This is a genomic window from Parashewanella sp. 2304DJ23-3, assembly GCF_056591695.1.
Genome location: NZ_JBWQOH010000011.1, coordinates 25,363 through 50,693, shown reverse-complemented (window position 1 = coordinate 50,693; position 25,331 = coordinate 25,363). Strand labels below are relative to the sequence as shown.

General features: G+C 42.0%; 24 protein-coding genes. 8 read left to right on the top strand and 16 right to left on the bottom strand.

Features of this window, described 5'->3' with window-relative positions:
- The first annotated feature begins 15 nt into the window (after positions 1-15).
- A complete protein-coding gene (locus AC1EU2_RS16250) occupies positions 16-489 on the top strand; it encodes a redoxin family protein (protein ID WP_480299332.1) in 474 nt (157 codons plus the stop codon).
- 44 nt (positions 490-533) lie between these two features.
- Here AC1EU2_RS16250 and AC1EU2_RS16245 read toward each other — a convergent pair whose 3' ends face one another.
- From AC1EU2_RS16245 to AC1EU2_RS16225, 5 genes are all read right to left on the bottom strand, one after another.
- Positions 534-1,265, bottom strand: coding sequence for an SIMPL domain-containing protein (locus AC1EU2_RS16245; RefSeq protein ID WP_480299331.1), 732 nt, complete (start codon positions 1,263-1,265; stop codon positions 534-536).
- Positions 1,266-1,336: 71 nt separating this feature from the next.
- On the bottom strand, positions 1,337-2,659 hold the full coding sequence (gene envZ / locus AC1EU2_RS16240) for a two-component system sensor histidine kinase EnvZ (protein WP_480299330.1): 1,323 nt from the start codon (positions 2,657-2,659) through the stop codon (positions 1,337-1,339).
- 15 nt (positions 2,660-2,674) lie between these two features.
- Positions 2,675-3,397, bottom strand: coding sequence for an osmolarity response regulator transcription factor OmpR (gene ompR / locus AC1EU2_RS16235; RefSeq protein ID WP_480299329.1), 723 nt, complete (start codon positions 3,395-3,397; stop codon positions 2,675-2,677).
- Positions 3,398-3,536: 139 nt separating this feature from the next.
- Positions 3,537-4,328 (bottom strand): hypothetical protein, encoded by a 792-nt coding sequence (locus AC1EU2_RS16230; RefSeq protein WP_480299328.1) that lies wholly within the window; start codon positions 4,326-4,328, stop codon positions 3,537-3,539.
- 117 nt (positions 4,329-4,445) lie between these two features.
- On the bottom strand, positions 4,446-5,054 hold the full coding sequence (locus AC1EU2_RS16225) for a uracil-DNA glycosylase family protein (RefSeq protein WP_480299327.1): 609 nt from the start codon (positions 5,052-5,054) through the stop codon (positions 4,446-4,448).
- A gap of 145 nt (positions 5,055-5,199) precedes the next feature.
- Here AC1EU2_RS16225 and AC1EU2_RS16220 point away from each other — a divergent pair, with 145 nt between their 5' ends.
- Entirely contained in the window at positions 5,200-6,393 is a 1,194-nt protein-coding gene (locus tag AC1EU2_RS16220; protein WP_480299326.1) for a multidrug effflux MFS transporter, read from the top strand.
- A 10-nt stretch (positions 6,394-6,403) separates the two neighbouring features.
- On the opposite strand, the gene ntrC is transcribed toward AC1EU2_RS16220, so the two are convergent.
- The 5 genes from ntrC to AC1EU2_RS16195 all read right to left on the bottom strand — a co-directional run bounded on the left by ntrC (position 6,404) and on the right by AC1EU2_RS16195 (position 11,482).
- Entirely contained in the window at positions 6,404-7,804 is a 1,401-nt protein-coding gene (gene ntrC / locus AC1EU2_RS16215) for a nitrogen regulation protein NR(I) (RefSeq protein WP_480299325.1), read from the bottom strand.
- A 4-nt stretch (positions 7,805-7,808) separates the two neighbouring features.
- Positions 7,809-8,843, bottom strand: a complete 1,035-nt coding sequence (gene glnL / locus AC1EU2_RS16210; RefSeq protein WP_480299324.1) for a nitrogen regulation protein NR(II) — start codon at positions 8,841-8,843, stop codon at positions 7,809-7,811.
- Between the two features lie 76 nt (positions 8,844-8,919).
- On the bottom strand, positions 8,920-9,474 hold the full coding sequence (locus AC1EU2_RS16205) for a DUF4124 domain-containing protein (protein ID WP_480299323.1): 555 nt from the start codon (positions 9,472-9,474) through the stop codon (positions 8,920-8,922).
- Positions 9,475-9,502: 28 nt separating this feature from the next.
- Entirely contained in the window at positions 9,503-10,660 is a 1,158-nt protein-coding gene (locus AC1EU2_RS16200) for an iron-containing alcohol dehydrogenase (RefSeq protein ID WP_480299322.1), read from the bottom strand.
- 108 nt (positions 10,661-10,768) lie between these two features.
- Positions 10,769-11,482, bottom strand: coding sequence for a YciC family protein (locus AC1EU2_RS16195; protein ID WP_480299321.1), 714 nt, complete (start codon positions 11,480-11,482; stop codon positions 10,769-10,771).
- A 297-nt stretch (positions 11,483-11,779) separates the two neighbouring features.
- Between AC1EU2_RS16195 and AC1EU2_RS16190 the strand changes: the two genes are divergently transcribed.
- A complete protein-coding gene (locus AC1EU2_RS16190; protein WP_480299320.1) occupies positions 11,780-12,406 on the top strand; it encodes an energy transducer TonB in 627 nt (208 codons plus the stop codon).
- Between the two features lie 90 nt (positions 12,407-12,496).
- Here the strand turns inward: AC1EU2_RS16190 and yjeH are convergent, their stop codons facing one another.
- The gene (gene yjeH / locus AC1EU2_RS16185) at positions 12,497-13,744 is read right to left on the bottom strand and encodes an L-methionine/branched-chain amino acid transporter (protein ID WP_480299319.1); all 1,248 of its coding nucleotides are present in this window, start codon (positions 13,742-13,744) and stop codon (positions 12,497-12,499) included.
- 187 nt (positions 13,745-13,931) lie between these two features.
- Between yjeH and AC1EU2_RS16180 the strand changes: the two genes are divergently transcribed.
- Entirely contained in the window at positions 13,932-14,360 is a 429-nt protein-coding gene (locus AC1EU2_RS16180; RefSeq protein WP_480299318.1) for an Lrp/AsnC family transcriptional regulator, read from the top strand.
- 40 nt (positions 14,361-14,400) lie between these two features.
- On the opposite strand, the gene AC1EU2_RS16175 is transcribed toward AC1EU2_RS16180, so the two are convergent.
- The 5 genes from AC1EU2_RS16175 to ftsY all read right to left on the bottom strand — a co-directional run bounded on the left by AC1EU2_RS16175 (position 14,401) and on the right by ftsY (position 19,695).
- Positions 14,401-15,129, bottom strand: a complete 729-nt coding sequence (locus AC1EU2_RS16175) for an RES family NAD+ phosphorylase (RefSeq protein ID WP_480299317.1) — start codon at positions 15,127-15,129, stop codon at positions 14,401-14,403.
- A gap of 271 nt (positions 15,130-15,400) precedes the next feature.
- Positions 15,401-16,258, bottom strand: coding sequence for an RNA polymerase sigma factor RpoH (gene rpoH / locus AC1EU2_RS16170; protein ID WP_480299316.1), 858 nt, complete (start codon positions 16,256-16,258; stop codon positions 15,401-15,403).
- 193 nt (positions 16,259-16,451) lie between these two features.
- Positions 16,452-17,429, bottom strand: coding sequence for a permease-like cell division protein FtsX (ftsX, locus tag AC1EU2_RS16165; protein ID WP_480299315.1), 978 nt, complete (start codon positions 17,427-17,429; stop codon positions 16,452-16,454).
- Positions 17,426-18,121, bottom strand: a complete 696-nt coding sequence (gene ftsE / locus AC1EU2_RS16160; protein ID WP_480299314.1) for a cell division ATP-binding protein FtsE — start codon at positions 18,119-18,121, stop codon at positions 17,426-17,428. The genes ftsX and ftsE overlap by 4 nt, the downstream gene beginning before the upstream one ends.
- Positions 18,122-18,129: 8 nt before the next feature.
- The gene (ftsY, locus tag AC1EU2_RS16155; RefSeq protein WP_480299313.1) at positions 18,130-19,695 is read right to left on the bottom strand and encodes a signal recognition particle-docking protein FtsY; all 1,566 of its coding nucleotides are present in this window, start codon (positions 19,693-19,695) and stop codon (positions 18,130-18,132) included.
- A 148-nt stretch (positions 19,696-19,843) separates the two neighbouring features.
- On the opposite strand from ftsY, the gene rsmD reads away from it, so the two are divergent.
- The 4 genes from rsmD (at position 19,844) to AC1EU2_RS16135 (ending at position 25,307) form a co-directional block, all read left to right on the top strand.
- Positions 19,844-20,425 (top strand): 16S rRNA (guanine(966)-N(2))-methyltransferase RsmD, encoded by a 582-nt coding sequence (rsmD, locus tag AC1EU2_RS16150; RefSeq protein WP_480299312.1) that lies wholly within the window; start codon positions 19,844-19,846, stop codon positions 20,423-20,425.
- A 70-nt stretch (positions 20,426-20,495) separates the two neighbouring features.
- Complete coding sequence (locus tag AC1EU2_RS16145) at positions 20,496-20,861, top strand: hypothetical protein (protein WP_480299311.1); 366 nt, start codon at positions 20,496-20,498, stop codon at positions 20,859-20,861.
- A gap of 70 nt (positions 20,862-20,931) precedes the next feature.
- The gene (locus AC1EU2_RS16140; protein ID WP_480299310.1) at positions 20,932-22,164 is read left to right on the top strand and encodes an efflux RND transporter periplasmic adaptor subunit; all 1,233 of its coding nucleotides are present in this window, start codon (positions 20,932-20,934) and stop codon (positions 22,162-22,164) included.
- 8 nt (positions 22,165-22,172) lie between these two features.
- Positions 22,173-25,307, top strand: a complete 3,135-nt coding sequence (locus AC1EU2_RS16135; RefSeq protein WP_480299309.1) for an efflux RND transporter permease subunit — start codon at positions 22,173-22,175, stop codon at positions 25,305-25,307.
- Positions 25,308-25,331 lie beyond the last annotated feature (24 nt).

Here is a 25,331-nt window from a genome sequence, read left to right as displayed (position 1 = left end):
AATTAGAGGTAAGTCATGATAGAACAAGGTCAAAAAATACCAGAAACGACACTGTCTCAGTTAACTGCTGATGGCATGCAAGAACATCAAGTTTCAGAGTTATTCAAAGATAAGAAAGTTGTTATTTTCGCTGTTCCTGGCGCATTTACGCCGACTTGTTCAGCTGCACACTTACCAGGATACATTACTTTAGCTGACGAGTTTCAAGCAAAAGGTGTTGATATTATTGCTTGTGTCTCAGTCAACGATGCATTCGTTATGAAAGCATGGGGTGACAGCCAAAATGCTGAACACATCATGATGCTGGCTGACGGTGACGGTCACTTTACCAAAGCACTTGGCCTTGAAATGGAAACGGGGAGCTTTGGCGGTCTTCGTTCTCAACGTTATGCCATGATCATTGAAAATGGCGTCGTGACTCAGCTCAACATTGAAGCACCTAAAGAGTTTGAAGTCAGTAAAGCGGAAGTTATATTGCAAGCTTTATAAGTGATAACCGAAGGGGAGAGACGATTCTCTCCCCCTTTGCTTGATTAATCAACCAGTAAAAAAGTGACATTAGTAACAACACGTACATTCTTATCAATTTTTTGAGTATCACCGTAGTTTTCACCTGCATCGCGGATAACAAAGCCTCCTTGAATGGCACTTCTGATCCCACCCACTTTTACTCCAGCATTAATGGCAAACTCATTAGCCGCCAATCTGGCATTTTTAGTCGCTTCTTTGAGCATTGCAGGTTTGATTTCATTTAGTTTTGTAAAGTGATAAGTAGGCGCATTATTTTTTAAATCTAATCCTTGTGCGATCAAAGAGTTTAATTTAGCTCGCCCCTCTGAAACCAACTGAACTTTTGATGTTTCAACTTCAATTTCGCCAACCAAAAAGTGCTTCTCATCGACTAATTTCTGATCATCATCTCTAAACTCTCGCTTCAGATATTTTACGATTCCGGGCTTTATTTCTTCAGTGGAAAATCCACTTTTATGTAACAAATTGATTATCTTCTTTTGATCGGTTTCTGAAGCTTTATAGAGTGCTTCAATACTGTCTTGTTTATCTCCCGTCACCGTGTATTTAATAGACCAAAATGCTTTGTCCGCCTGTACTTTTCTTTCTGCAAGCCCTTTAACTACAGCGGTATTAAGTGCAACTCGGGATTTAAAAAGTGTTTCGCTAACGAAAAAGCCTGCTGCTGCAATGCCGACAGCAATGACCACAGAGCCTAAAAAAGAAAATAAATGAGGTGTAGATTGATTTGCCATGTCAGTTCCATTGGATAGCAGTTTAATTCCACCAATAAAACTAACACTTTGTGCGGATATAAGTCTAAATTTTATTCAATCGGTAACTCAACCTCGGCAAGCAAACCACCTTCTTTGCGGTTGCAAAGCGACACTTTTCCTAAGTGGCCTTCAACAATGCGCTTAATAATGGCTAAACCTAGGCCTGAACCTACGCTTCCTCTCGCACTGTCTCCCTGTGTAAAGGGTTGAAAAACAGTTTCGATTTGGTCTTCATCGATACCAGAACCATTATCCTCGACTCGAAAACATACAGAGGTGTTGGTTGAGTAAGAACTGATTTTGATCCAGCCGCCACCATAACGATATGCATTTTCTACAAGGTTTGTAATCACCCGTTTTATTGAAACCGCTTTAATTGAAATATCAGGACAATGGCCAAGATCCAGTTCTATATCTACCTCTCGATGCGTTTCAGCATTAGCAACGTCTTTCAATAAACGGTTAATCGAAACCAACTCCACTAGCTCTTGCTGATCTTGCCGAATATAAGCAATAAACTGATTGATAATGGCATCCATATCTTCGATATCGTTAACAATGCCATCTTTGAGGTATTCATCTTCTTCAACCATCATTTCTGATGCCAAGCGGATACGCGTTAACGGCGTGCGTAAATCGTGAGAGATCCCCGCCATTAGCAATGCTCGGTCTTGCTCCAACTGTTTCATACTGGAAGCCATGCGATTGAAAGCGTTGGTTACCTCCACTAATTCAGTAGAACCTTCTAAGGGTAAAGATTGAGGGAAACTGCCTTTGGATACCGATAATGCCGCTTTTTGTAATCGACGCAGCGGCTTATTTTGCTTACGAGCAAACATCCAACCACCGATCACACTTAAAGCGCCGATCACCAATAAATACAAAGTTAACGGGGATAATTGATCTTCATTTATCCCACTATTTAATGTCACTTTAATCCAAATCGATGGAGCTTGCGGTGGACGAATCCAAACTTGCAAATGCTGTGCTTGCATCACTCGCACTTCCGCTTTACCACCTAAGTATTCAGACATTTCCGATGACCAAAAACCATAGTAAGTGGCATCATCAACGCCTGCATCACGTGCTTGTTTTTGGCTGTAGACCCGCATACCATCGTCGCGAACCTTGGCATTAAGCGCATCTACCAAGGTAAGGTGCTGGCGACCAATTTCAACTTCATCAACAAACAACAGCTTAACTTGACGAGCAATTAACTCATTAATTTGCTCATAACTGGGTTTGATAAAATAAACGGCGACAGTCCAATAAGACACAAGTTGATTGATAAGCAGCAAGCTGCCTATCAAGAGTACGGTCTGACTAAAGGCGCTGCGAGGAAGTAACTTGCGCCAGATGCTATTTTTTTTCAATGGTTCAGTTTTTTATTATTGTACTGAACCATCTGGTACGAACACATAACCCAAACCCCATACCGTTTGAATGTATCTTGGATTAGCGGCGTCTTGTTCAATCAATCGGCGTAAACGCGAGACCTGCACATCAATAGAACGTTCAAGTGCTGAATAATCCCGCCCACGGGCGAGGTTCATCAACTTATCACGAGATAGTGGCTCTCTTGGGTGGGTCACTAATACTTTTAATACCGCAAACTCACCGCTTGTTAAGCTAATAGCGTTGTCACCGTCATACATAACACGAGTTGCCAAATCGAGTTTAAACTTACCAAACTCAATGGTTTCCTCTTGTTGAGAAGGGGCACCAGGCACTTCTTGAGTACGACGACGCATCACCGCATTAATTCGTGCTAATAGCTCGCGTGGATTAAACGGTTTAGGTAAGTAATCGTCAGCACCGAGCTCAAGGCCGATAATACGATCAACTTCATCCCCTTTAGCCGTTAACATTACAATAGGAATATTATTTTTCTGCTGACGCAAACGGCGACAAATAGACAAACCATCTTCACCAGGAAGCATCAAGTCGAGGATTATCATATGGAAGTTTTCACGCTCAAGTAAGCGATCCATTTGCTCTGAATTAGCTGCACTGCGCACATAAAACCCTTGCTCAACAAGGTAGCGTTCTAACAATGAGCGTAACCGCATATCATCATCAACGACTAATATTTTTGTTGTTTCTTGACTCATGGCATATCCCTTCACTGACGCAGCAAACTAGTGAAGCTAATATACCGTTTTCTTGAGAGATTTGAACTGTAATTAATAAAAACTAGCGCAGAATACGACTTAAGCAAGCATAAAAATTGTAACGAAATAAAAAATTAAACTAGCCAAATTTAGGAAAACTGCCTCTTTCAGCTAAAAAGTGGGAGTTTACTGTTTTCAATTGATAACCATTTTGCTCCGATCTTTCATAACCGCTGCTTTTCATTGCCATTTCATTAGATAAAAATAGATGCGTTCCACCCCAACATTGTTGCTCAACAAAATCAATTTTGTTTATCTTTGGCTGCGCTTTTTGCGCATAAAATTCTTCTGCCTCCGTGGATATTTCAGGTATTGTGGATATCACATTTTCCCTTTTAAGATAGATGCCATATGAAGAAAATAACTCTTTTAGCTCTTGGTAAATAAAGTTATTTTCAGTTAAAACTTTAACCTCATGCCCTTTATTTTGAAGATATCGAAGCTGTGTCATTCTTGCGGGAGATATGTGAATAGCTTTTTGTCCTAAAAAACCAGCTTGATTTACAGAATGAGCTTCGTTAAACGTACTCGTTTTCTCTGTCGAAGTGATGACTTCATCGAAATCAACAACCAACGTCAATGGCTCATCTTGATTAATACATTTCCTTTGAGCTCCTAATAACCAATCTTTTGAATTAAGAGAATCACTCGGTACTGCCGCTTCTCCTGTATCAACTAACGTTGCTTCCTTCGCTTCTTGATTTGAAATAACCCGGCATGTATAGCCTCTCAAAGCATTGATGACTTGTTCTTGGTGCTGTCCACTAAACTTATCAGTCATAGAACCCATAGTCTTTTTTACAAAAACTTCCACCGTTTTGTCTTTAGACACTGACACATCAAAACTTCTAGTATTCGCATCAGAGTTCACAGCTTCAACATCGATTCGTGTTGGAAGATCTAACCCATTCTCAAGAGTTAATAACTGCTTTACTGTATTTACAGGAAATCTAACGTTTGACAAAACGACACACCTTAAAAAGATTACTTACTTAAAATATATACAGTTTTTAACTTTAGATCTCAGTTCAGGGATTAATTTTTGTTCATACCAAGGGTTACGCTTTAACCAAATTCGATTTCTTGGACTGGGGTGTGGTAGTGGAATCCGACTCGGCCAGTATTGTGGCCAATTTTTCACTCGTTCAGTGACCGACATCTTCTTATCATTAAAATGATATGCTTGAGCATACTGTCCAATCACGATGGTCAGCTGAATATTAGGTAACAACCTTAATAACTGAGCTCGCCAATGTTCTGCGCATTCTGGTCTAGGCGGCAAATCCCCTTGCTTACCTGTACCTGGAAAGCAAAACCCCATGGGAATAATCGCAAACAGGTTTGGGTCATAAAATTGCGCTTCTGTTACACCAAGCCACTCACGCAAACGTTGACCGCTAGCATCATTAAAGGGGATGCCTGTTTCATGCACTTTTCTACCAGGGGCTTGCCCAACAATTAATATCTTGGCACTTTGGCTCACCTGTAGTACTGGTCTAGGTTGATGAGGCAATATTCCAGCGCAAATCTGACAAGCTGAAATGTTTTTAACCAGTTGAGTTAAATCACTGGATTGATCATTTAATTGAATATTCATTTCTTCCATTTAAATAATTCGCTAGAATATGCCACCACTTTTAGTAGGGATTCTATTTTCCGTTCACTTATTCTACTAAAAGTTATCTTTTTTTAATTGTGAGAACAATCCTTTTTGTTTTCCCTTGCAGTTTCTAGGGACAGATATGCGCAAAGCCTCTCTACCGATATTAATGCTTTTGGTACTACTCAGCCCATTAGCTATTGATATCTATTTACCCTCTATGCCTGTAATGGCAGCCGAATTTTCGATTTCTAACAGTGAAATTCAATCCACACTCGTTTTGTTCTTATTTTCAATGGGAGTAGGTCAAATTCTTATAGGGCCACTCGTTGACCGATTTGGACGCAAGCCCGTTGCGATATTCGGTGTGATTCTTTACGGCTTAAGCAGTTTATTGGCTGCCATAGCTTATGAGTTTAATGTTCTGTTACTCGCAAGAGTGCTTCAGGGTCTAGCAGCTTGCTCTACTTCTATCGTAGCGTTCAGTGCGGTCCGTGACTGTTTTACGCCGAAGGAAAGCTCAAAAATTTACAGTTATTTGAATGGTGCTATTTGTGTAATCCCTGCACTTGCACCCAGCTTAGGTGGATTGCTCGCAATGCAGTTCGGCTGGCGTTCTAATTTTATCTTCATGACGCTGTTTGCCACAGTAATGTTATTGGTTGTGTTTTTCCGATTTTCTGAGACCAAACCTGAAGATACGATCAGCCATGGCAAACTTTATAACTTGCAACGCTTCTGGCCTGTGTTAAAAGAACCCCATTTCTTGTTTTATGCCATCAGTTGTATGAGTGCAATGGCAGCGATTCTCTGTTACGTCTCTTATTCACCTGTATGGCTGATTGGTCATTTGGGGGTCTCTGAGCTTGGTTTCAGTGCACTATTTGGATTTAATGCTCTGTTGAATATCATTGCCTGCTTTATTGCGCCAATGGTATCGAAAAGACTGGGGAATCACTTAACCGTAAAACTGGCTTTTAGCTTATTCATCAGCACCGCATTGTGGATTGAACTGCTGCAGACTCAAACAGCGACACAGTTCATTGCTCCGGAATATGCCTTCATGCTACCAATGATTTTACTGTGTGTGGGATTTGCTTTGCTTCTCGGTCCAGCAACCAGCATGGCGTTAGCGGCTTTTGGAAATCGTGCAGGAACAGCAACGGCATTACTTGGTTTTATCCAAATGAGCGGTGCCGCCTTGATCTGTGGTTTGATTCAACAGACACCACTACCAGCACCAGATGCCATTGCCATTGTGTGCTTTATTGCACCTCTAGGCTTATTGCTGATCATGCAGCAACAAAAACTCAGTCATTGGCATCAAGTGCATTGATGATAAAAAGCTAATTTATCTCTTTGAGTTTGCGGGTCAGCGTATTACGCCCGCAACCCAAAGCTTTTGCGGCTTCTTGTTTGTGCCCTTGGGTATGTTTAAGTGCTTCGGTGATCAAAACATGCTCCACTTCAGCCAAGGTATCATTCATTACATCATGTTTACCTTGCTCGAATAGGGCCTGAATATGCTCTCTTAACCCATGCTGCCAGGATTGTTGACCGATTGAGCTCGTCGCCCTTTGCCCTTGTTGAATTTCAATCGGTAAATCAGACACCAAGACCTCATGACTGGCCGCCATCACGGTAAGCCAGCGGCAAGTGTTTTCTAATTGTCTGACATTGCCAGGCCAATCAAAATTAACCAATGTTTGCATCGCTGACGTTGAAATTGACTTAGTCTCGACACTGAGCTCATTGGCCGCAATACTTAAAAAATGATTCACTAAAGCAGGAATATCTTCACGACGTTGAGCCAACGACGGTAACTCAATTTGAATCACATTGAGGCGATGAAACAAATCCTCTCGAAAATCACCTTGTTCTACCTTTTGTAATAAATTTTGGTGAGTCGCTGCAATGATCCTCACATCCACATTCACCATTTTACTTGCGCCTACTCGATAAAAGCTACCTTCGGCTAACACCCTCAGTAGTCGGGTTTGCACTTCAAGTGGCATGTCACCAATTTCATCTAAAAACAGTGTCCCAGCGCTGGCTTGTTCGAACCAGCCTTTGCGTTGTTCTGTTGCTCCGGTAAATGCGCCCTTTTCATGACCAAATAACTCTGCTTCAATCAACTCTTTAGGAATAGCAGCCATATTGAGTGCAACAAATGGTTTACCTGCTCGAGGACTGTGCTTATGCAGCGCTCGAGCAACCAACTCTTTCCCTGTACCAGATTGACCGTGGATCAGCACACTCATTGATGAGCGCGATAACCGACCAATGGCTCGAAATACCTCTTGCATCGCGGGGGCTTCACCAATGATCTCAGGTGTGACAACATCGGTTGTTTCTGGTTCTGATTTAGGTTGAGTTTGACTCCGAGCTAATGCTCTTTTAACTAAAGCGATCACTTCGTCAATATCAAATGGCTTCGGCAAATACTCGAAAGCGCCTGCTTGGTATGCGGTAACAGCACTATCTAAATCTGAATGTGCGGTCATTATGATGACCGGTAAGTCAGGGAAGTGTCGCTGAATGCGTTCTAATAGACTGATACCATCCGTACCTGGCATTCTCACATCGGATAAAATCGCTTGTGGTTGTTCGACTTCTAGCGCTTGCCATACTGAATCTGCCGACGAAAAACTGCTACAACTGATACTTTCGGAGGCGAGCGACTTTTCAATCACCCAACGAATCGCACTGTCATCATCAACAATCCAAACTTGCTCTTGTGCTTGCATCAGGTTATTCCTTGATTGGTAACGTTAAAACAAAAACAGTATGGCCTGGAGAAGAGTTACAATCGATACGGCCTTGATGTAAACGAGCAATATTATGTGCAATAGACAACCCAAGCCCCGTCCCTTCAGCACGACCAGTAACCATGGGGTAAAATAGAGTGTCTTTTAATTCTGCTGGTACACCAGGGCCATCATCAATCACCGATAACTCAAGCACCGAACGGAAACGTTTATTTCCTATCGTTATACTGTGTTGAGTACGTGTCTTTAATGTCACTTTACCATTAGCGCTACCGACTGCTTGTACAGCATTTTGCAGTAAATTGATCACGACTTGCTGAATCTGCTCCGCGTCCATGGTGATTTCAGGCAATGAAGGGTCGTAATCACGAATGAGTTCGATGTTGCTCGGCAGGGTAATTTCAACAAGTTGAATCACTTTTTCAATGATCTGATGAATATTCTGTAAGTAATGGGGTGTAGGCTTTTGCGGGCCCAGTAATTTATCGACTAAGGTTTTCATTCTGTCAGCCTGTTCGATAATCATATCGGTAAACTCTTGATACTCTGAACCGTGAACCTGCTTTGACAGTAGCTGCGCTGCCCCACGAAGTCCCCCAAGCGGATTTTTTATTTCGTGAGCTAAGTTGCGTACTAAAAATCGGGCGGCTTGTTGTTGTGCGTCTTGATTGAGTTGTTGTTCTATCCGTTTCTGCTGGTCAATCATACGCAACTCTAAAATACTCTCAGAGTTGTCCATTGGTGAAAGCGTCAAATCAACGGAGCGTTCAACGCCATCTCGAGTTACCAATAAGGCATTGCTGACATTTAAACTTTTACCATTAGTGATGGCGTGTTGAAAACGATCAAGGCTGATATCAAAAGCTAAGATCAATTCGTTAAAGTTGGTGTCGATGAGCTTTGAGGCACCTAAATTGAAAAATTGTGCTGCAGCGGGGTTAGCAAAACGCACAATAAGTGCGTCGTCAATGATTAATACTGCGGTAGATAAATGTGAAAGTAACTGCCTTGATTCCATACACTTAATTCATAATGATTAACCGCACCAAATTGGTGCAAACCAAGTGTGCATGAAATACGTTAAAACTGCAATTCTACTGAGTTGTGATAGGTACTTGTGAATTATGCTTAAATAACTTCGAAAACCGATGCAAATAAATCGTCACGACTTCACTCGTCGATACCGTTTTATTATCTCTATCAACCAGCAAAACCTGCAACTTGTGCTCGCCACGATCTACATTGCTTAAGCTAAATGAGCCATGTCGCTGCGGGCCAGCTACCGGCTTGCCATCCATGAGTAAGAGATAATTCAGACCACGTTTTGGCGCTGACGTTGACGATATCACGGTAAGGTTACCACGATTATCTCGAATGGTTTGTTGATCGGTTGGAGAAGTAATTTTTACGTTGATTTCAGCTTCAACACTTTCTTTTTTAGGCTGTTTTTTGGGCGTTAGTGGAGCAACGAACTTAAAGGTATTTTCAGTACGTGGATTAGGTTTAACAACTTCTGCACCTTCATGAGGTGTATCAGAGTAATGAACCTTACCGTCTTTATCGACCCACTTATAAATGGTAGCAACAGCGCTGAAGCTCGATATCAGCGCTATCATAAGGCAAACTAACCAACCACTTCCTTTGTGCATTGCTTTATCCTTCATTTAAGCTAAATCGTTAACGCGCCCCTAGCAAAATTTTACGGCTATTTTCTAAGTCGATACTTTGATGTTCACCCAGTGCGACCATGCCATGCTTTTCAAGCTGAGAGATTAAGGCATCGATATCAGACTCACCAATATCGTAATCTTTTAAACGAGTGCGAATGCCTAAGCTTTCAAAAAAGTCTTGAGTTTGATTGATAGCCGCATCAACTTTTTCGTCATCAGAGCCTGTTTTGATATTCCACACTCGTTCAGCATACTGCACTAACTTTACTTTTTTCGTCTCTTTAGTATGGCGCAAAAGTGACGGTAATACGATGGCCAAGGTTCTGGCGTGATCAATATCATGCAGTGCCGTTAGCTCGTGTCCAATCATATGTGTAGCCCAATCCTGTGGCACACCTGCACCAATAGTCCCATTTAATGCTGACGTTGCCGCCCACATGATATTGGCACGTATTTCGTAGTCTTCCGGTGTCGCCATAGCTTTAGGGCCTAGCTCTATCAAGGTTTGCAATAACCCTTCAGCGTAACGGTCCTGCACAGCGGCATTAACTGGATAGGTTAAGTATTGTTCAGTCGTGTGAACAAACGCATCAACCACGCCGTTAGCAATCTGTCTTTGTGGCAGAGTGTAGGTCTTGGTTGGATCTAACACGGAAAACTGCGGGAAAGTATGATTACTCATAAATGGCAGTTTGGACTTCAGAGATTTGCGAGTTACCACACTGCCTTTGTTCATCTCAGAGCCTGTCGCAGGTAGAGTCAACACGGTACCAAATGGCATAGCAGCTTGAACCTTAGCTCCGAAGCTGGTCATGATCTCCCAAGCATCGCCCTCATAAAGTGCTGCTGCTGCGACAAACTTAGTACCATCAATGACACTCCCTCCACCTACGGCGAGCAGGAAATCAACATTACTGGCTTTGACTGCGGTAACGGCTTCCATTAACGTTTCAAATGTTGGATTCGGTTCAATACCGTTAAACTCAACCACATCACGTTGCTTTAATGCCGCTTTAACTTCATCGAGAGTACCTGTGGCTCGTGCACTGTTTCCACCAAGTAAAATCATGACCTTAGCATCTTGAGGCACTAAAGCATCCAGTTGCTCAATTTGTCCTTTACCAAAACAAATCCGTGTTGGATTATAAAATTCGAAATTTTGCATCTTGTGTCTCTTCGGTCAGGTTAAAACTTAGCTAACTTGAACTTTGCGTAATGAAATCAATAATCGTTTGATTTAAAAGTAAAGCCCAATATGTAATCTTCAGTGCTGTTAATTATGCACATTTTCACGGTTCAGCATATACAAACGATACAGCGCTACCGTGACGAATAAACTGAAGAAAAAGCCGAAAATATTCACCACAAAAATAGCCCCTTCACCCAGCGAACTGACACTGGTTGCGATAACCGTAAACACAAGTGAAATAGGTAAAGACATTAGCAATATAGCCAACGTTGGAAAAAATATAGGCTTACTGAAATTGAAGCTGTCTTTTATCGCTTGCAGTGGCGTAATGTGCTCTACAACCACCATAAAGTTCACATAAGATAGTCTTACGGCAATAAATACCGATACAACGATACCAATTAAAGCACCTAATTCTTTTAATGCAGCGATCAACACAAACATAGGACCGAAAATAGCCATCCCAGTGAAAACCATAGTGAGTAACATTGGTGGCACAAAATTGAGACTGGTAAACAATACTTGTCTAACGGTTGGGTTATGACCGTCCGATACTGCTTGCAAAAACAGTGTCAAAGTGGAAATTAACCATGAAAACAGTAATATTCCCAAAAACATTACGCCTAAATGTATCCCATCCACTTGAGGGGCTTCCGGGTTCATTTTACCCAACTCAATACCGAGCCATGACTGAATAGCCACTACGGCAATAATTAACGGCATAGTGAGCATCGCCAATTGACGAAGGTGATTTTTAAAGAAGTGAAAAGCTTCATTTAAAACAGCTGACAAAGACATAAATTCCCAGCGCTTATATTATTTAAGAAATTAGACCGCTAAGGATACCCAAAATTCAACACTTTTGCACCGCACCTTTCAACGACTTATCTGTGACCCAGTTAGCAAACTGATAAATTTTTAATCAAACATAAAATAAGTTATTAAAAAACGCTAAATGTAACAAAATGTTTTGCATTTGGTAAGTTTAATGATATTGATTAAAGAGGCACTAATTTATTGTTGGTGTTTCTCAATACGATTCATTAACTGAATCAAACCGTTCGAATAAATCTTCACTATGGAGGGGGAATGTTTATGGGAAAGCAAACCTTAGTTCGAAATAGTACTGTCTTGATCCTTGCTGCAATCATCACGCTTGGGCTCTTTTTCTTTATGACACAGCTTTTAGATGAAAAGCCTGAACCACCAACGGCACCAACCACCGTTCCACCAAAGAGCATCAGTATGGATAAAAAGGACACAACTCAAATTGATAAAGTGCGTCCACAGCCTGAGCCATACGAGCCATTACCGCCGATTGATCAAACAGCACTAGCGGGAGAAACACCGCTAGATACTAGAACACCATTACCTGATGGCGGTAAAGATCTGCACTTACCTGAAATTCCAAAGGTGTCAGATGAAGACTTTAACTACGCTAGCGCTGATAAATCTGCAACACCTATGGTGCAAATACAACCACAATACCCTATCGATGCGGCACGTGACGGTAAAGAAGGTTGGGTGTTGGTGAAGTTTGATATTAACAATCAAGGTCAAGTCATCAATGCCAAAGTACTTGATGCTGATCCTAAGCGAACGTTTGATAAAGAAGCACTTCGAGCAGTAAAAAAATGGAGATATCAACCCAAGGTGGAAGAAGGGATCACTGTGGCTCAGAATAACCAACAAGTGAAGTTAGATTTTAAACTGGATAATTAAACTTCAACGAGGCAACTCAATGTTAACGGGATAAGTTACCTAAGCCTAAAGCACCAGCGGTCTGCTGGTGCTTGTCTCTCGTTCAGGTTTTTAGCTTGCTTGCGCCGTTTTACGATACAAATAATTTTTTTGCCACCATAAGAATGGCATTACCGCCGCAGTCAGCAACAAGGCGTAAGCCATATTGACTCCCAGAGCAACGCCCATTGCAATACAGAAACCGCAGCCAACGATTACCCAAGGTAAGTACTTCTTGCTCAATAGCTTCACTGCTGACAGCATCGCCATTAAATAAATAATGACAAATACTCCATTACTCCAAGAAATTAACTGCTCTAAATCTTGTTCAAAAACGTAGGTTAAAATCAACACTGAAGCCATGACCAATAAAATCACATTCATTGCACGCTCAGGTACTTTTCGTGCGTTTACTTTATTAAACCAACTTGGCAATATGCCTTCTTGACTAAAACTACGAGTCAAACGAGCCGCACTCGCACTGTACACATTTACCGTCGCTAAACCACTGGTTATCCCCAAGATACCGATAATTTGCTGACCATAACCACCCAGTAGCTGATTAAAGACCCCAATCATAGCCAAGCTTTCGTTCGTTGGGACAAGAAGCAATAACAAAGTACAAGCAACATATACCACGCCGACTAGCACCACACCGATCATCATCGCCGGCAGCATGTCTTTTTCAGGGCTCTCAAAGTCATCAGCCAAATGAGTCATCGCTTCAATGCCTAAAAAGCTCCAAAAAGCGATACCAGCTGCAACTAACATTAACGAAAACTCTGGTACAGCGTGAGTTTCAAGGCTAATAAACTTCTCAGAACTCGTCGTGCCGGCACCAAATAACATTACTACAATCGTGACCACGGCCAACGTCAGTGCAAATTGCATTTTGGCCGACACTTGTAATCCTTGCCGCCCAACAATGAACAACCCGAATACCAATGCCAGCTGCAATAACAATTGACCAAAACCAGATACATGAAATAACGAATCAACAAATTGAAACGTCATTAAAATCGCCGCTGGAGAGCCTACTGGCACCACCAACAAAAATATCAAGCCCATGGTGCGTCCCATGGTGCGACCAAACGCTTTCTCGACAAAGTAAGCAGGACCGGCAGCATGAGGGTGTACACTCGCCAGTTTTCCAAAAATAAGCGTCACAGGAATAATGGCGATCGTGAGCGCCAACCACGCCCAAAGCGCCCCTTTACCTGCAACATCTACCGTCATTTGCGGTAAAATAAATACACCTGTCCCCAACAAAGTGGTGGCCATTAACCCTGCGCCTTGCCAGCGCCCGATTGTTGATTTCATTCGTTATTCAAACTCTATTAATGGGCTAACAGCCCTTATCAATTCCAATTGCGCAAATTATAATGTTATTCTTATTTTCTTTCTGCGTTTTACGCCCGACAATCTCAAGTATTAATCCGGCAATTTAACGGAAATAACCTCTTAAACCGACAAAATGACGGAACACATAATTTAAGGAAAGTGATTCGTGGATAAGTTTGATAATGCAATCATCAATGAACTGAGAAAAGACGCTCGCCAAAGCGTGTCACATATAGCGAAACAAGTGAACTTGTCTCGCAGTGCCGTATCTGACCGTATTAAAAAGTTAGAGCAATCAGAAGTGATCCGTGGTTATCAAGTATTGCTCAGTGAATCTCAAAAAGAAGGCGTAACCGCCTATTTCGAAGTTCAGCATGAATGTGCACGCTGCTCTGAAGTCATACATATTTTTCATGAGATTCCAGAAGTCATCACCTGTCACGGGGTCACTGGCGATATGGATCTGTTGGTTTACGTTAAAGCTAAAAGTATGCGCCGCCTGCATGAAATACGTGAATTATTCGACGGTAACCCAGATATTCTCAGAATCAAAACCCATGTAGTAATGAGTGAATGGATTAATAATTTGGGGTGAGTTTTATATTCGAATATAAAGACTGAAGTCATCCTCCTCTCTAAAGTTCATCATCACAATTCTCAAATGAAAACTGAACATTATTGACTCGAAATAGGTTGCAACTTTTGAAAGTAATACTGTTTAAATCAAAAAGGGCTAAGTTGATTCCTTTTCCCAACGAGCTTTGGAAAGCTATGCCGTCGTAACCTAACGACTTGATTAACTCGGCTATAATTTGAGTTGGTACGTAATCTGATTTCACATCACTGTTTGTTATTGGTTCAGAAAAAGCCTTGTCTACATTCGTCCATACAGCCTCAATCTTTTTAGCTTCATTTGGCTCAGAGAAGTAAAAGGGTAAAGCATCATCATTACGTTTTGAAAAATCTATAACTCGAAGTTCTTTAGTATTGATAAATCTTGCGACAGACAAAATAGAACCAAGCCAGGGACGAACTTCTGACATCGCAGTCTCTTTTTGAGATGCAACATACAGGCAAGGAATTCCTTTTGGGTTAGCTCTTCCCTCTGATGCACTATCAGGTATTGGTCTCATCCTTTTTTGAGAATAAGGCACATAGATATCATCTTGGAGAAACCGCTCACGATCATACCCCATCTGAGCTCTCCACATTTCTGAATTTACAGCAATCACTTCTACACGACTTTCACACGTATCACTAATGCCCTGAAGAAAGCTCTGAGCTTCATCATCTAAAATGTATCTTGAATTATTTTTAACTGAAAAACTAAATTCCATATAGCTATTCCAAGACTTAAAGCTCATAACTTTCCTCTATGTTTAAACCATTTATTCAGTCATATCTGAAACGCTCAGCTTCGTTTGGGCGGCAAAGGGGATTCAAAAGGGGAAAATGCTGTAGTTTTCCCCTTTTGGCGGTGTGGTACGCAGTATCACGATCTTTTAAACTTCGCAGAAGTTTTGTTTTCATCAAGACCATGATGCCTCGCATCAAAAAGATGCTAGACACCAGCCACAAAAAAACCTGCAAAGAGCAGGCTTTCATATCAATTCAATCGAAGATTGATTAAAACTATCAATCAACCATACAAGCTTTGATCTTATTCATCGCATTTTTCTCAAGCTGACGAATACGTTCAGCAGACACATCATATTGTGACGCTAGCTCTTGTAAGGTGGTTTTATCTTCATCCAACCAACGCGCTTGTAGAATGTGTTGGCTGCGCTCATCCAATGTTTTAATCGCTGAAAATAAACGTGTTTGAGCGTTAGCTTCCCAGTTGGCTGCTTCAACATTTGAAGCAACATCTGATGCCTGATCTTCAAGATATTGCGTCGGTGCAAAATCTTGCTCATCATCACTATCACTGGATAAGTCAAATGCGGGATCTTGAGCAGCCATACGTGATTCCATTTCCATCACGTCTTTTTTGCTTACACCAAGATTATCAGCCACCATACCGACTTCGTCGTCACTGAACCAACCCAGACGTTTTTTTGCTTTACGAAGGTTAAAGAATAATTTGCGCTGCGCTTTCGTGGTCGCTACCTTCACAATACGCCAGTTTTTCAACACGTATTCATGAATTTCTGCTTTAATCCAATGCACTGCAAATGAAACCAAACGCACACCTACTGTTGGATCAAAGCGTTTTACTGCTTTCATCAAACCGATGTTACCTTCTTGGATTAAGTCAGATTGCGGCAAACCATAACCAGAATAGCCTTTAGCGACATGAGCAACAAAGCGAAGATGCGACATGATCAGTTCTTTCGCCGCCTGTAAATCACCGGTTTCTTGTAAACGCTTTGCCAGTTCATATTCTTTTTCTGCATCCAGCATCGGAATGTGGTTAACAGACTGAACATAAGCCTCAAGACTGCTGCTTCCCTGTGGAACCATCAATGCCATTGATTGCGTTTTAGAGGTCATTTACTCTCCTACTGTTTATTCACGAAAAAACAAGCATTACGCTTGTTTGTCTTAGCACTATCTAATATTTGACAATTTATGTCAATAACTTTGCCGATAGCTGTTATAAGTTTATGTTACTGGGTATGACAGTCAAATTTTAAGACAGTTTCAGGATTAACTTTTTTTAACCTAAGGTCAGGTCTTATGAAAGTTATGTCGGCTCAATCCGTCTTAAATGTTGCTTCACTGAGATATAAGACCCGAGCCAACCCAAAAAAGATGCAAAAAATATTAATAACAGCATTTCATGACCGGATAATGACTGTAGTGAACCTGTTGTATCATATAAATCGAGCAGTTCTAACATTGAGCTATCTAGATACCACACCAACAAATTAACGATAACTCCAGCAATCACCCCAGCTATTACCCCATACCAAATCCCTGTATAAAGAAATGGCCGTTGAATAAAGGCTTCAGTAGCGCCCACCAGCTTCATGATCTCAATTTCGCTACGTCGGTTCATAATAGCAAGGCGGATAGTATTGCCAATAACTAAAATCACCGCACCGACCAACAATAACGCAATGGCCATTACGCCGCTTTTGAACACATTGACCAACGCTTGTAAGCGTTCGAGCCATTCAATATCTAAACGGCCAAAACTGACTTCAGGCTCTTGCTGGAGCTTAGTCAGTAAGTCTTTTGCACGATTGGGGCTGGCATGACTTAAATTAGGCGTGACAGTAACGACAGCGGGTAATGGATTCTCATCCAAATAAGCTAAAGCATCACCAAAGCCTGATAAACGCTGAAATTCATCTAACGCTTTTTTACGGCTGATGTACCCAACTTCGCTTACTTCAGGATAGGCCTTAACACGAGTAATAAAACTTTCTATTGCTCGCTCATTTTTAGTCGGCTCGATAAATAACGAAATTTGCGCAGCGTTATCCCATGAATGAGTAACCACTTCAGCATTTTTAACTAACACTTGCAGTGCTGCGGGTAAACTCAGGCTAACACCCAATACCGCCATCGTCATTAACGATGATATTGGGTTACGCCACACTTCTCCCATGCTGGCAAAAGCCTGTTGTATGTGACGCACAAAAAACATCACTATGCGTCCAGAAAGTGGCAACTTACTTTGGTGCAATTGTTGTGTGGGTGATTTACGATTACTCATTGTAATTCACCTCGAGCGGGTTCAATGTCGAGGGATTCACTACCGAATAATCGTCCTCGCTTTAGGGTTAACGTTCGATATTTCATCCGAGCAATCAAGCCTAAATCATGAGTAGCAATCATAACACTGGTACCCGCATCGTTAAGCATTTCAAATAAATTTAGGATATCTACCGACAATTTTGGGTCTAAATTACCCGTTGGTTCATCGGCTAAAAGCAATGGTGGCTTATTAACGATGGCACGAGCGATTCCCACTCGTTGCTGTTCACCGCCGGACAACATCATCGGCATGTGCTTCTCTTTGCCGAATAGTCCAACCATATCCAAAGCTCCGGCTACACGCTTGCGGATCTCTGCGATGGAATACCCTTCAATGATCAATGGCAGTGCCACATTGTCAAAAACGGTTTTCTCCATCAGTAAGTTATGATTTTGGAAAATCATGCCAATTTTACGACGAAGATACGGCGTTTGTTTGCGCTTAAGGCGAGAAATATCGAAGCCATCAATGGCTACTCGCCCTGCACTGGGCTTTTCAATTGCCGTGATTAATTTGAGCAAGGTACTTTTACCTGCACCACTGTGGCCAGTTAAAAATGCCATTTCACCTTGTTCCAGATGAAAATTCACATCGGTCAATGCTTTTTGACCACCTGAATATATTTTGCTTACCTGCTCAAATAGAATCATAATTTCCGCTAGTTTTGCTCTGGCTCCTGCTCTTCAGGGCTGAACAGCGCATCAATAAAGTCTTTAGCGACAAATGGACGTAAGTCGTCAATTTGCTCACCAACACCAATATGACGAATTGGTAATTTAAATTTGTCCGCAATCGCAAAGATCACGCCGCCTTTTGCTGTACCATCCATCTTCGTTAACGTTATGCCTGTCACACCCACTGCTTCTTGGAACAATTGTGCTTGATTGATGGCATTTTGACCTGTACTTGCGTCCAAGGTCAACATCACTTCATGCGGCGCTGTTTCATCTTGCTTTTTCATTACCCGCACGACTTTTTTCAACTCTTCCATCAAATGCGATTTATTTTGCAATCGACCAGCAGTATCTGCAATCAGTACGTCAGCATTACGCGCTTTTGCGGCTTGCAGCGCATCAAATAATACAGAAGCACTATCTGCACCCGTATGTTGAGCGATTACTGGGATATCATTTCGTTGTCCCCAAACTTGCAATTGCTCTACGGCTGCAGCACGGAAAGTGTCACCTGCAGCTAACATCACAGACTTACCTTGGCTTTGGTATTGCTTAGCAAGCTTACCAATCGTTGTGGTTTTACCCACACCATTTACGCCCACCATAAGGATCACAAATGGTCCTTCTTGACCTTCTGGTAATTCAGGTACTAATGGCGTTGAAACAGGCTCTAACGTATCCTGCATTTCTTTACGCATAAGCTCATATAAGGCTTCAGCGTCTTTTAACTGCTTACGTGAAGCATGATCAGTCAAACTGTCGATTAAACGAGTGGTGGTTTCTACGCCAACATCAGCAATCAATAATTGCTCTTCAAGTTCTTCGAACAGCTCATCATCGATTTTTTTGCCTTTAAATAGGCCGATAAAACCACTACCAATATTTTCACTGGTACGTTTTAAGCTGCGCTTCAGGCGAGCAAACAACCCTTCTTTTTTCGGTTTTTGCTGTGGTTCAGGCTGAACGTCTTCCGCTATGTCTTGTGATTCAGCGATTTCTGTTTCTGTTACAACCTCTTCAACCTCAGTTACAACATCGTCTGAAGCGACGTCTTCAACTGCAGTCTCAGATTCAACTTGAACTTCATCAATGATTTCAGATTCAGATTTAACCGCTTCAACTTCTACATCTGGCTCTGGCTCTGGCTCTGGCTCTGGCTCTGGCTCTGGCTCTGGCTCTGGCTCTGGCTCTGGCTCTGGCTCTGGCTCTGGCTCTGGCTCTGGCTCTGGCTCTGGCTCTGGCTCTGCACTAACATCAACGACATCATTCTCTGGCGCAAGTGTTTGTTGCGATTCAACTTCATTTTCTTGCGATGTTTGATTTGAGTCAGTCGACGTGACATTCGATATATCTTCCGTTCGTTCATTTGGTGTAGATTGAGCTTGTGACTCAGGCTCTTGAGGTACTGGTGAGTGTTGCTCAATTTCAGGAGTAGCACTGGTTTCAGTGGTGGATTCTACTTCTGGATTTTCTAGCGGTTGCGACTCTTCTTGAGTCTGTTTTTTGGACTTGTCCCGACGGAACCAAGAGAAAAAGCCTTTTTTAGCCATTGCGTTTCCTAGCACACGATAAAAATTAGCGCATGGATCGGACTAAAATAAGAAGGTTTCCCTTATCTCTTTAGTCAGATTCATTTAAAATAATCAAATTCCGTCAATAGTATCATCTTCTTGAGATTCAAGACACAGTAGGAACTTCATGGCTAAAAATAAATCGGCTTCTCATCACATTCGTATTATTTCAGGCCAATGGCGTAGCCGAAAGCTCCCAGTCCACGATCTTGAAGGTTTACGACCAACCACTGATCGCATTAAAGAAACGGTTTTTAACTGGCTGATGACAGACGTAAAAAACGCACGTGTACTCGATTGCTTTGCAGGCAGTGGCAGCTTGGGTTTTGAAGCTTTATCCCGCTTTGCTCAATTTACACAGTTTTTTGAGTTGAGTCCCCAAGCAGCAAAACAGTTAACAGCTAACCTAGCAACCTTAAAATGCGATAATGCTCTTGTTTCTCAAGGTGATACATTATCTTTATTGAAGCAATCACCATCACGAGCGTTTGATCTTGTGTTCATTGACCCTCCGTTTAGAAAAGGGTTAGTTGAGCCTGTCATTCAGCTGCTCACTGAAAAAAAATGGTTAACTGAAAACGCATTAGTTTATGTTGAGTCAGAGTCTGAACTTCAGCACTTATCGATACCAACCTATTGGTCGCTATTAAAAGAAAAATCTGCGGGACAAGTCACAAGTCGCTTATATTTAGTGCAAGCAGCGAAATAATTTCCTGCTTTTACCGATCTAAACATATGCTAGACTCGTAACAATTGAAAAGGACATTTAGCATTCTTCAATGAGCAATTTAAAACGTAGCTTTTTAATCATCATCAGTTTATGTGTGCTTGTCACTCAAAGCATATTGGTGACGGCTGCGCCAATGAAAATGTCCATGACATCAATGAACGTTCAAGCAAAAATGTCTCAATCAATTGATTGTCATCAACAAGATAAAGCACACCATGCTTGTTGCCTACAGGACGGTGAGCAACATCTGTGTAATAGTGAATGTGGTCAATGCCTGACAACCAGTGCAGGCGCTAATTTGCTCATGAGCACACCGTTATTTGATGTAAATCTTGATCAGCAAAGTCATTTTTCATATTCAACCTTCTTTTACCACTTTAGTCCAGATGATGGACTCCGCCCTCCCATCGCCTAACCGATCCTCAAGCTCTATTACTTTACACTCTTGATTGAGTGGTGTTTTCTAAAAATAACAAGGTGTTGTTATGCGGTTTTTTATTCGAACATTCATTTTTATTGGCTTAATGTTAAGCGCTAATGTTATTGCTGCAAGCGCAAGTAATGAACAAGCTATGCACTCTGAAAGGTTTGTGCTCGGCCAAACACAGTATGTGTGCCCAATGCACAGCCATATTGTCAAAGATCATCAAGGCACTTGCCCGATTTGTGGTATGGATTTAGTTGAAATTACACCATCTAATGAGGATATGCCCTCATCAGCTATTCAAGTTTCTGGCGACCTTCAACAGGCTTTAGCAATTAAAGTTGAAGCAGTAAGAAAACAAACCCTGTGGCAATATTTAAAGACCATCGGCCAAGTCCAATATGATGAAAGTCAGATTTATCACCAGCACTCTCGAGTATCAGGTTGGGTAGAAAAGCTCGCCGTTAACAGCGAAGGTGAGCAAGTTAAAAAAGGCCAATTACTCTATCAACTCTATTCACCGGAACTGATCAACGCTCAAGATGATTATCTTTTAGCACTGGATACGTACCAACGAAATAAAGCACAAACACAATATACCGATTTAGTTGCTCGTGCTCAGCAGCGATTGGAATTACTAGGTGTTGAACGTCAGCAAATTGAAGAACTAAAAAAGACTAAAAAAAGCAATCTATTAGTAAACTATTACGCACGAAAAGACGGTGTAATTCAGACATTAAATGTACGGCAGGGCATGTTCATCGAACCGACAACTGAAGTCTTGGCCATTGCAGATTTACAGCACCTTTGGGTCATTGCTGAAATCTTCGAACCCAATTTACCTTGGCTTACAAAAGGCATCAGTGCTGAAATTAGTCCCATTGCCGAAAACAAGCGCACATTCAATGGCAAACTCGATTATATCTACCCAGAACTGGATCCTGTGACTCGCAGCATCAGAGCCAGAATCATTCTACCCACTGATGAAATGCCTCTTAAAGCCAGCAGTTTAGTTGATATATCTTTATTTGGAGGCCCTAAACATAATGTGTTGACCGTTCCTCAAGAAGCACTGATTCAAATCGATGACCAAAACCGAGTCATCGTTCAAGGTTCAGATAATACCTTTGCTGCAGCTATTGTGGAGGTAGGTATCCGTCGTCAAGGCCGAGCTGAAATTTTATCTGGGCTCAAAGAAGGTCAAAGCGTAGTGGTATCAGGACAATTCTTACTCGACTCCGAAGCCAGTTTGCGTGGCAGTTTAAATCGTCTGTCTAGTCAGCATCCGCATTAGGAGGAGACATGATAAAAAAAATTATCTCCCTAGCGCTGTCGCAACGATTAATCGTTTTGCTGTTGAGCGTAATGTTAGGTCTTTGGGGTTTCGTAGAATTAAAACGTACTCCTTTAGATGCATTGCCGGATCTATCTGATGTTCAGGTGATCGTTAAAACGTCGTTTGCAGGCCAAGCACCGCAATTGATCGAACAACAAATCACGTATCCACTTTCCAATGTTTTATTAGCGGTTCCAGGCGCTAAAACTGTACGTGGATATTCGTTCTTTGGTGACTCCTATATCTATGTAATTTTTGATGATGATACTGATCTTTATTGGGCCCGCAGCCGAGTTCAAGAAACCTTATCTCAATCAAGTCATGTTTTACCTGCAAATGTACAGCCGCAAATTGGTCCTGATGCATCAGGTGTCGGCTGGGTATTTGAGTATGCGCTGGTTGATAACCGTGGCACACAAGACTTAGCCGACCTGACTAGCTTGCAAAATTGGTACTTAAAACAAGGATTGCAAAGTGTTGCAGGTGTAGCAGAAGTAGCCACCATCGGTGGTATGGAGCAGAGCTATCAAATTGTACTTAACCCAAGCCAATTGGTTGATCATAAAATTGATATCAGCACAGTTATTCAAGCTGTTAAGCAAAGTAATGGCGATGTTGGTGGCTCTGTGATTGAAATGGGAGAAGCCGAGTACATGGTGCGCTCTCCGGGTTATCTGACGAGTATTGCGCACATCGAACAAATTCCATTGGGAAACGTCAGCCCATCAGGACGCGCCATATTACTCAAAGACGTTGCAGACATTCGCAAAGGGCCCGCAGCTCGTAGAGGCATTGCTGAACTGAACGGAGAAGGAGAAGTGGTTGGTGGCATTGTGGTCATGCGCTATAACCAGAATGCGTTAGCCACTATTCAGGCTGTAAAAGCTAAATTAGCGCAACTACAAATTGGCTTACCTGATGGCGTTGAGGTCATCCCTACCTATGATCGCTCACAACTGATTCAATCATCGGTTGATAATCTGCTGTTTAAGATCAGTGAAGAAATGCTGGTTGTCGCACTCGTGTGTCTCTTGTTCTTATTTCATGTTCGCTCAACTCTTGTGGCAATTATTGTATTGCCGCTATCGGTACTCGGCGCCTTTATTTTCATGCGTCAGTTGGGAATTAACGCCAACATCATGAGCCTAGGTGGGATTGCGATTGCCATAGGAGCGGTTGTAGATGGTGCGATTGTCATGGTCGAAAACTTCCATAAACACCGAGAGCATTTTGATACCGAATTTAAGCGCTTACCCAGTAAGCAAGAGCACTGGCATTTAGTGCTAAAATCGAGTACTGAAGTTGGGCCTGCTCTGTTCTTTTCATTATTGATCATTACGTTAAGCTTTGTCCCCGTGTTTGCATTGGAAGCCCAAGAAGGACGACTTTTCTCACCACTGGCATACACCAAAACCTTCGCAATGGCCGTAGCAGCGTTGCTCTCTATTACCCTAATACCCGTGTTAATTGGCTTTATTATTCGAGGTCGTATTCCTAAAGAAACCAACAATCCATTAAGCCGTTTTTTGATATTGCTGTATAAACCGATCATCAATAAGGTGCTTGAATTTCCTAAAGTCACCATTGGTATAGCGTTAGTTATTTTTGCCAGCAGTTGGTATCCGCTCAGCAAAAGTGGCTCTGAGTTTATGCCAGAACTGGATGAAGGTGATTTGTTATACATGCCCACGACACTACCAGGGATCAGCGCCGCAAAAGCGGGACAAATTCTGCAGCAAACCGATCGCCTGATCAGCACCCTACCTGAAGTAAAACGGGTATTTGGTAAAGTAGGTCGTGCAGATACCGCTACTGACCCAGCACCATTGACCATGATTGAAACCACCATCATGCTCAAACCAAAGACCGAGTGGCGTGCTGGTATGACGTTGGACAAGTTAATTAAAGAACTACAGCAAACGGTAAATATTCCAGGCTTAACGAATGCTTGGGTGCAACCAATAAAAACTCGTATTGATATGTTGTCTACAGGTATTAAAACCCCTGTGGGTTTAAAGATCAGTGGCGATGACGTGGCAACATTGGAGAAGCTCGGTCAACAAGTCGAAAAAGTCTTATCTCAACTTGACGGTACACGCTCTGTCTATGCAGAAAGAAGCAGTAGTGGTCGTTACCTCGATATCATACCGAAGCTGAATATTGCTGCTCGATACGGCATCAACCAACAACACATTCATGATGTTGTACGCTATGCCATCGGAGGAATGAAAGTATCAGATTCAATTCAAGGCACAGAACGTTACCCGATTAATGTCCGTTATCCGAGAAATGTTCGTGACAATATCGAAAAACTCAAACAGTTACCTATCGTCACTCAACAAGGTCACTTTTTACCGTTAAGTCAGGTTGCAGATATTAATATCAACCTTGGAGCGCCAATGATGAAAAGCGAAAATGGTCGCTTGATCAGTTGGGTGTTCGTTGATTTAGAGGACGTTTCTGTTGGTGAATATATTGATTCTGCGAAATCTGCATTAGACTCACAGATGAACGTACCTGCTCGCTATACCTATGAATTTGCAGGTCAATACGAGTATATGCAGCGAGTTAAAGATAAATTAGTCATGGTCATCCCTGCGACGTTAGTGATCATTTTCATTCTGCTGATCATGACCTTTGGACAGACACAACAAGCCTTAATTGTAATGTCGTCTTTGCCTTTTGCTTTGGTGGGCAGTGCTTGGTTGCTGTATGGCTTAGGTATGAATTTTTCAACCGCTACGGCAATAGGCATGATTGCCCTAACTGGTGTGGCCGCAGAATTTAGTGTGATTATGCTGTTATACCTAAATAACGCCATTGAAGATGCCAAAAGCCAAGGACGATTACATTCGCTATCGGATTTAAAACAAGCCATCACTCATGGTGCCGTCATGCGAATAAGACCAAAAGCGATGACAGTTGCGACCATTTTCTTTGGATTGTTACCTGTGATGTGGGGCGCTGGGTCAGGCAACGAAGTGATGAAAAACATTGCTGCTCCCATGATTGGTGGCATGGTAACCGCGCCAGTTTTATCGCTTTTGGTTCTACCGGCGCTGTATTTGCTCTTCAATAAGAATAAGCTGAATCAAAATTGACAACACTTACGAAAAAACAAAGGT